Origin of the sequence: Vibrio genomosp. F10 str. 9ZD137 (assembly GCF_049974785.1) — a bacterium.
Lineage (GTDB): Bacteria > Pseudomonadota > Gammaproteobacteria > Enterobacterales > Vibrionaceae > Vibrio.
This window is the reverse complement of sequence record NZ_JBNGCJ010000241.1, coordinates 1-7729: the sequence shown is the minus strand read 5'-3', so window position 1 is coordinate 7729 and position 7729 is coordinate 1. Positions and strand designations below refer to the sequence as shown.

The 7729-nt window shown below is 44.5% G+C and carries 8 protein-coding genes; all 8 read right to left on the bottom strand.

The window, feature by feature from the left end:
* Positions 1-45: 45 nt before the first annotated feature.
* The gene (gene rbsC, locus ACP45E_RS03770; protein ID WP_017034724.1) at positions 46-1044 is read right to left on the bottom strand and encodes a ribose ABC transporter permease; all 999 of its coding nucleotides are present in this window, start codon (positions 1042-1044) and stop codon (positions 46-48) included.
* Positions 1041-2546, bottom strand: a complete 1506-nt coding sequence (gene rbsA, locus ACP45E_RS03765) for a ribose ABC transporter ATP-binding protein RbsA (RefSeq protein ID WP_017034725.1) — start codon at positions 2544-2546, stop codon at positions 1041-1043. Before rbsA ends, rbsC begins: the two co-directional genes overlap by 4 nt.
* 45 nt (positions 2547-2591) lie before the next feature.
* A complete protein-coding gene (rbsD, locus tag ACP45E_RS03760) occupies positions 2592-3011 on the bottom strand; it encodes a D-ribose pyranase (protein WP_017034726.1) in 420 nt (139 codons plus the stop codon).
* Between the two features lie 234 nt (positions 3012-3245).
* The gene (locus ACP45E_RS03755) at positions 3246-3638 is read right to left on the bottom strand and encodes a ribosome recycling factor family protein (protein WP_017037612.1); all 393 of its coding nucleotides are present in this window, start codon (positions 3636-3638) and stop codon (positions 3246-3248) included.
* A gap of 77 nt (positions 3639-3715) precedes the next feature.
* Positions 3716-4360 carry a DedA family protein gene (locus tag ACP45E_RS03750; RefSeq protein ID WP_017037611.1) on the bottom strand — a complete coding sequence of 215 codons (645 nt, stop codon included), beginning with the start codon at positions 4358-4360 and terminating at the stop codon, positions 3716-3718.
* A gap of 75 nt (positions 4361-4435) precedes the next feature.
* The gene (locus tag ACP45E_RS03745) at positions 4436-5527 is read right to left on the bottom strand and encodes a calcium:proton antiporter (RefSeq protein ID WP_017037610.1); all 1092 of its coding nucleotides are present in this window, start codon (positions 5525-5527) and stop codon (positions 4436-4438) included.
* Positions 5524-6426 carry a protein translocase subunit SecF gene (gene secF / locus ACP45E_RS03740; protein ID WP_017037609.1) on the bottom strand — a complete coding sequence of 301 codons (903 nt, stop codon included), beginning with the start codon at positions 6424-6426 and terminating at the stop codon, positions 5524-5526. The genes ACP45E_RS03745 and secF overlap by 4 nt, the downstream gene beginning before the upstream one ends.
* A gap of 2 nt (positions 6427-6428) precedes the next feature.
* Positions 6429-7729: protein translocase subunit SecD (secD, locus tag ACP45E_RS03735; protein ID WP_069584710.1), on the bottom strand; the 1301-nt coding region annotated here is incomplete at its 5' end.

Genomic DNA, 7729 nt, shown 5'->3' with positions numbered 1-7729 from the left:
ATGTCCTCACCGAGGCTGTTAAAAACCGAGGCTGTTAAGAAATGGCTACTTATTTTTGTTATCAACCAGTACCGCTAGCAATATCACAACGGCTTTGGCGATCATCTGGAAATAAGAAGAGACATCTAACAAATTAAGTGCATTGTTTAAGAACCCGATGATCAGAGCACCAATTAGGGTTCCCATAATTCGCCCCTTACCGCCCATCAAGCTTGTTCCGCCAAGCACGACTGCTGCGATAGCATCAAGTTCATAGCCCATACCCGCTGTAGGCTGGGCAGAAGAAAGGCGGGAGGTAATGATGATGCCAGCAACAGCCGCCAACATACCGCAAATGGCGTACACACCGATTTTCACTCTATCGACATTGATACCCGAAAGGCGTGCTGCCGATTCATTGCCGCCAACTGCGTAGATATAGCGTCCAAAACGGGTGTGATTAAGCAGATACCAAACCGCGGCGAAGACAAAAACCATCAGCCACACGGGAACTGGAATACCCAATGTGTAACCCGTACCAAACCAAGCAAAGGCATCTGCTGTATCCGTAAACCCTGTCGAAATTGGGCGGCCATCGGTATAAACCATAGTGACACCACGCAACAGAGTCATGGTGACAAGTGTTGCGATAAACGCTTGAACCTTACCTTTGGCAATAATAACTCCGCTTATTGCACCAAGGGCTGCACCAGCCAGCAATGATGTAGGGACAGCAATGATAACGGGCACTTCCATCCCTATCATCGTGGCTGCGAATGCACCACACAGAGCCAATACCGAACCAACACTAAGATCGATTCCGGCGGTTAAAATGACCAGTGTCATCCCAACCGCGATGATCGCATTCACCGACGTTTGGCGAAGAATATTGAGAATGTTGTCGACCGTAAAAAAGTTCGGGTTTAAGAACGAAACAACAGCAATCAAAAACAGCAGAGCAATTAATGATTTTTGTTCAATCAACCACTCTTTAGTAAAGAATGTCTTACTGCCGTCTTGTGTTTTTTTCGTTGCGTTCGTTGTGTTAGTAGCGTTGGCACTCATGCTGCTTCCTCATTGATCTTTTTGCCTACCGCACAAGCGAGTAGTTTTTCCTGGTCGGCATCTTTGACATCAAACTCGCCACTGATACGCCCTTCGTGCATCACCATGATGCGGTCACTCATTCCCAAGACTTCAGGCATTTCAGACGAGACCAATATGATGCTCATGCCTTCCGACTTAAATTTGTTAATCAGTTGATAGATTTCTTTCTTTGCACCAACGTCAACCCCGCGAGTCGGTTCATCTAAAATGAGGACTTTTGGGCGCGTCATCAGTCCTTTCGCTATCGCTACTTTCTGTTGATTACCACCAGACAAGTTGCCAATGATTTGATCACGTGTGGGGGTTTTGATATTGAACAGACGTATAAAGTCTTCAACTGCATTGGCTTCATCTTTATGTTGGATTTGACCATTTTGGCTTAATTTATCGAGCGCACTGAGTGACATATTTTCTTTGACAGACAGGCCAAGAACCAAACCATCCCCTTTTCGATCTTCAGAAATATAGGCAATCCCATTGGCTAATGCGTCTTGTGGGCTAACAGGGTTAATGGTTTTGTTATCCAGATTGATAACACCACGTTCGCTGGGCAAAGCACCAAAAATGACTTTCATCAGTTCAGTCCGTCCTGCTCCCATTAAACCTGAAACGCCCAAAATCTCACCACGTTGAAGGGTAAAGCTCACATCGTGAACACCTGACCCGGTCAGCCCAGAGACTTCCAGACAAATATCGCCATGTTCGACATTCACTCTTGGGTATTGATCCTCAAGTTTTCTGCCCACCATCATTTCAATCAAACCGTCCTCATCGGTATCGATAACGGAGCATTCACCAATGAATTTACCGTCGCGCAACACCGTGATGTCATCACAGATTTCAAAGATTTCTTTCAAGCGATGTGAAATGTAAACAACACCACAGCCTTGGTCACGCAGTTCATTGATGACCTTAAACAAGGACTCTGTTTCAGTATCAGTGAGGGCATCGGTAGGTTCATCCATAATGATCACTTTTGACTCGAAAGAGAGCGCTTTGGCAATTTCTACCATCTGCTGCTCACCGAGGCTCAAATCACCAAGAAGTTTGCTAGAGCTGTGTTTTACATTTAATCGAGCCAATAGTTTATCGGCTTCTTGATACATTTTTTGCCACTGAATGCGACCTAACGGGCTGGTAAATTCTCGCCCTAAAAAAATATTTTCAGCAATCGTCAGCTCTGGGATCAAGTTAAGCTCTTGATGAATAATACTAATGCCCGCTTGTTGTGAATCTCTCGGGCCCTTAAAAGTGGTCGCCTGACCTTGATAGTAAATATCACCCGCATCTAACGAGTAAATACCTGTCAACACTTTCATCAAGGTGGATTTACCTGCACCGTTTTCTCCCATCAGCGCCATTACTCGGCCGGGATAGACGTTGAGGCTCGCTTTATCGAGTGCTTTCACACCTGGAAATGCTTTTTCCATCGCGTTTAACTGTAAAATAGCTTGAGTCATGTCATGCCCTCAATAAGAAACCGGAAGCGTTAAACTTCTTATGGATTAAAAAGTAACGCCAGCTTGAAAGATCACGTTTGCATAAGGTGTGCATTCACCAGTACGCACAACGGCGCGACTGTGCTGTGTTCGATCTTTAAACTCTTCATGCGATACATAATGAATCGAAATAGATTTACCCGAGCCTTGTTCTTCGGCTTTTAATTTATCTAACAACTCTTGATGATGCTTAGGGCTTACTGTGGCAAATTCTTCAGCGAGGATCACTCCTTCAATTTGAGATTCAGAAAGAATCACGCTCACCGTTTCAAGAAAGCTAGGAACACCGTGAGTAAGGGCCAAATCAATCCGAGTCACTTCATCAGGGATAGGCAAGCCTGCATCGCAAATCGTGATTTCATCGGTATGGCCTAGCGTTGCCACTAGGTAAGAAAGATCCGCATTGATGAGCGTACTTTTTTTCATTTTTTGACCCTAAAATTAGAATTTGATTAAGACATCATTCATGTCTTTTCCGTGAAAATGACGGTATTTTCAAACCAGGAAAACAATCATCGAAACGTTTCGATGAATAATAGTTATCTGATTTAAGTTTGCAAAGATAAGAAAATAAATTTGTGATTCTGATCTTTTAAATTAAATAAGGGAGAGAAAAAAGGGTGATTATTATCACTGATAACTTAATGACTATTGATTGATTTAAAGTATGTCGGATTCGAATCTTGCACGTCTCGCTTGTGCCAGAGAGCAACTGGTTTTCTGCATTAATTCGTTTAATGTTATCGAAGGGTGGGTATCAATTATCTTAACGAGCCTCGCTTCCATCGACTCTAGGGGTAGGCTTGAACTGACTAAAATGGATTCGATTTTTTTAATCACAGATCGTAAAGACTCTTCTTCTAAAGACTTCAACACGTCCAAAAACTGAGTCAGTGAACTTACAGTGCCTGTCACCTGCCAATGCCGAGAGCGGCGCACGCGATTCAACGTGCAATCGTATTGTGAAGCAACGTGTTTAAGTTGCTTCACTCGCTCTCCACCCAGGCGATGAATAAGAGAAGGCAATGGAACAAGCACGGTTTCATCGGTCATTATTGAGCACGGCTACTAAAAACGATGGAGCTAGAGTAACGTAATGGCCTAATGAAAATCAAACGGGTGAGCTCAACTCAAACGTGTTTGCGTGATTTAACCACTCGATAAAGTATTCCAATCACTGCGAGAATCATCAGGCTAAAACTACCCGCCATGACTGATTTTGATAACAGCTCCTGATATTCGCTCATAAGTGGATTCGTCATCACCATTTTTCCAATCACCAGTAGAACCAAGCACCAGATAAGCGAACTAGAAATACTGATCGCTAACGTACGCCATGCACTGAGTTTTGACACTCCCATCAGCATTGGTGTTAACACACGAACAAAAGGAATAAATCTTGAAATAAACAGCGATAAAAAGCCGTACCTGTCGAGCAAAGATTTGGCTCTAGGTAGCGACTCCTTGGGCAACATTCGATCTAAGAACACGACAAACTTAGTCTTTTCTAAAAATCGACCTTGGAAGTAAGCACACATGCTTCCAAGCGAAGCAGCTAGGCACAGGAGGGCTAGAGCAGGATAAAAACCAAAAACACTTAGACCTATCATTCCGCCGACAAACAGTACTAAGCTGTCTCCTGGAAATGGCAAAAAAACGAAGCTTGATTCTATAAAAAGAATCAAACTAAGGACAAATAAAAACCACTTGAGTGAGCTTATTTGTTGCAGTGCTTCAAAATCTTGATGCCAAACTGCGAGTAACATTTCTTGCATATTAATTGAGTCCTACCAAATAGAATTAACCCTGTACAGAAAGTTTCCTGCACAGGGTCTAAAGTTAGAGAGGGGTTAATCGAACATCAAAATGACGTAGGCAACAAATAGAATAAGATGTGTTGCTCCGTTTAAAGAGTTAGTTCGTCCACGACTGAAACTGACACTTGCCATCAGTAATGTCATCCCAAGCAAGATCATTTCTGGCGGCTCTAAACCTAAATGGACCGGCTCATTGATCACATGCGAAATCATTAGAACGGCGGGAACCGTCAGGGCAATGGTTGCCAACACGGAACCAAAGAACAAATTCAGCGCTCTTTGCAGCTGGTTGTTTAACGCTGCTTTGGCCGCGCCAACGGCTTCTGGTGCAAGGATAAGAAGAGCGACTATCAAGCCCCCAAGTGCAGGAGGAGCACCCCACATATAAATTGTGCTGTTGATCGGAATCGCAAAGCTTTTCGCTAGTAAAATCACCACCAACAGATAGCCCACTAACAGTAGCGAATGGTAGAGATTACTCCCCAAGATGCCATGAAACTCGTGCTCATCTTGATGATCTTCATCCATAAAGAAGTGAGTATGACTTCGAGTTTGAATGAACAGAAACACCGAATATAAGCCAATCGATGCCAACACCAATGTCCACGTGAGTGACGCTGACATGGAACCCAGTTCATTCGAGCTGGTAAAGCTTGGTAAAACCAAACAGAGCAATGAAAGAGGGATGATCGCGACTAAGTAAGATTGAAGGCCATCTACGTTGTATTTTTGAGTATGGTATTTTAAGCCACCGATAAGCAACGTTACCCCTACTAGACCATTGAAAACCGTCATTACAACGGCAAACATCGTATCTCTTGCCAGCACTGGGTTTGATTCTCCAGTAATCATGACCGACGAGATCATAACGACTTCCAATGAAATCACCGCTAACGTCAAAATCAAGGTGCCATAAGGGTCACCTAACTTAATAGCTAATGCATCTGAATGCCTGACAACAGCAAAAATAGCCCCCATAACAACAATAAACAACGTCACCGTGGCAGCAATACCCGTTGGAGACGCAATATCGGTTGCGAGAATATCGTTGCCGCCAAGTTTAAAAATAGCGACGGTTAAAAAACCAATCAGTAGTACAAATTCACTTTTTAGAAATCGCTTCATGGCAGTTGATCCTCCTCTAGCATGACTTTCGGTTGATAGTGTAATGGGCTTAAGTTCACCAACTGCGGTAATGTCACACCTATGGAAATAGATGACCAAGTGCCACTAGCAATTCCAACCAGCAGTGCAATTGAGAAGCCTTCCAATGCAGAACCACCGAGTAACCATAAACAAGAAACCGTCATCAATGTCGTTCCCGATGTCACTAACGTTCTTGAAAGCGTTGCGCGTATTGCATCGTTGATCAGATGATCAGTTTTACCGTCAGGGTTGCCTTTAAGCAGTTCACGGGCTCGATCGGCAATAATAATTGAGTCATTGAGCGAGTAACCAAGCACAGCCAGTACAGCAGCCAGAACCGTCAAATTAAATTCAAAATGACATAAGGCAAACAAACCCAAGACCAGCACGATGTCATAGACAAGAGCGCTTAACGCCCCGAGCGCTAGACGCCATTCAAAGCGATAACTTAGGTAGAGCATAATCAAAACAAAGCAGACCAAAATAGCCAATCCACCTTGCTCGACCATGTCTTGCCCCACCTGCGGGCCAACCACACTACTATTCAATACATGAACATTTTGACTTATCGGTGCTAGTGTTTCTTGGATCGGTTGAGTAAATTGTTCAACGTCGCTATATCGTATAACCCAGCGGCCCTCATCATTTGAACGTGCAATTTGCACATCTTGATTGAGCTCTTGGTTTAGGTGCTGCCCTAATGTTTCACCGGTGAGCTCTTTATCCAGAACGACTTCAGCAACCACACCACCTGTAAAATCAAGCCCCCAATTGAATCCTTTAAATCCAATCAGCAAAACGGACAGGGCAAATAAGAGCACAGAAATACCCGACATCGTGTAGCGTACTCGAGACAGTAATACGTTCGATTTCATCATGGTTATACCCTCACATCGTGGCGTTTATCACGCCCCCAAATCAAATTAATCACAGCACGAGATGCAAAGATCCCGGTAAACATACTGGTAAGAAGGCCAAGGCCTAACGTCAATGCAAACCCTTGTATCGGGCCGTTTCCGATTGAGTAAAGCGCGAGAGCAACAATCATGGTGGTCAAATTCGCATCAAAAATAGACGCAAAGGCGCTATCGAAGCCGCGATCAATCGATTGTGCGAAGTTACGCCCTTCTTTCATTTTGTCTCTTATTCGTTCAAAGATAAGAACATTGGTATCCACCGCCATACCCACGGTCAGCACCAAACCGGCAATCCCTGGCAAGGTTAATACCGCACCGGGTAACAAGGCGATTAGACCGAGCAACATCACCATATTGACTATCAAGGCCGCGTTGGCGACCCAGCCCAGTCTTCGGTACCACAAGGCGATGAACGCCAAGGTTAATCCAAGACCTAACGCGACAGCAGCGAAACCATTACTCACATTCTCAGCGCCTAAAGTTGGCCCTATCGTTCTCTCTTCAATAATCGTAACAGGAGCGGTTAATGACCCAGCTCTTAGCAACAACGCCAGCTCTTGCGCATCTTGCATGCTCCCCGCACCAGTAATTCTAAAGCGATTACCGAGCTGAGATTGAATGGTTGCAACGCTGATCACGTTACTGTCTTGCTCACTTTCACCTTTGGCATTTCGGCTATATTCGCTATAAACCGTGGCCATTGGATTACCAATATTGGCGCGAGAAAATTGAGACATTTTCCGGCCGCCCATCGTATCTAGCGAAATATTAACTTCAGCCGAACCCATTTCGCCAACGCCTGCTCTAGCATCAATAATATGCTCGCCACCAAGAACAGCTCTTCGACTCACATTGACACGATTTCCATCGTTATCGAGCAGGACCATTGACTCAGCACCAGCGCTGTTCGTTACAGCATGGAACGCTAAAGAAGCCGTCGCACCAATCACATCTTTCGCTGATGCAGGATCTTGAACGCCCGGCAATTCGATACGAATACGGTTTTCACCTTGACGCTGAACCGAGGCTTCAGTAATGCCAAGCTGTTCCAACCGACTACGCATAATTTGCAGATTTTGTTGGACAGTTAAGCTTCGCAATGTCGAGCGTTCATCACTAGATTGTGTAATGGTTAACGTACGTTGGTCAGTAGAAACATCCCAATTGGGGTAGTTTTCGCGAAGAAGTTTTTGTGCAGTTTGAACATCATCGGCGTTACGGACCGTCAACAAGACGCCATTGTCACTGTGTCGACCGCGGCTTG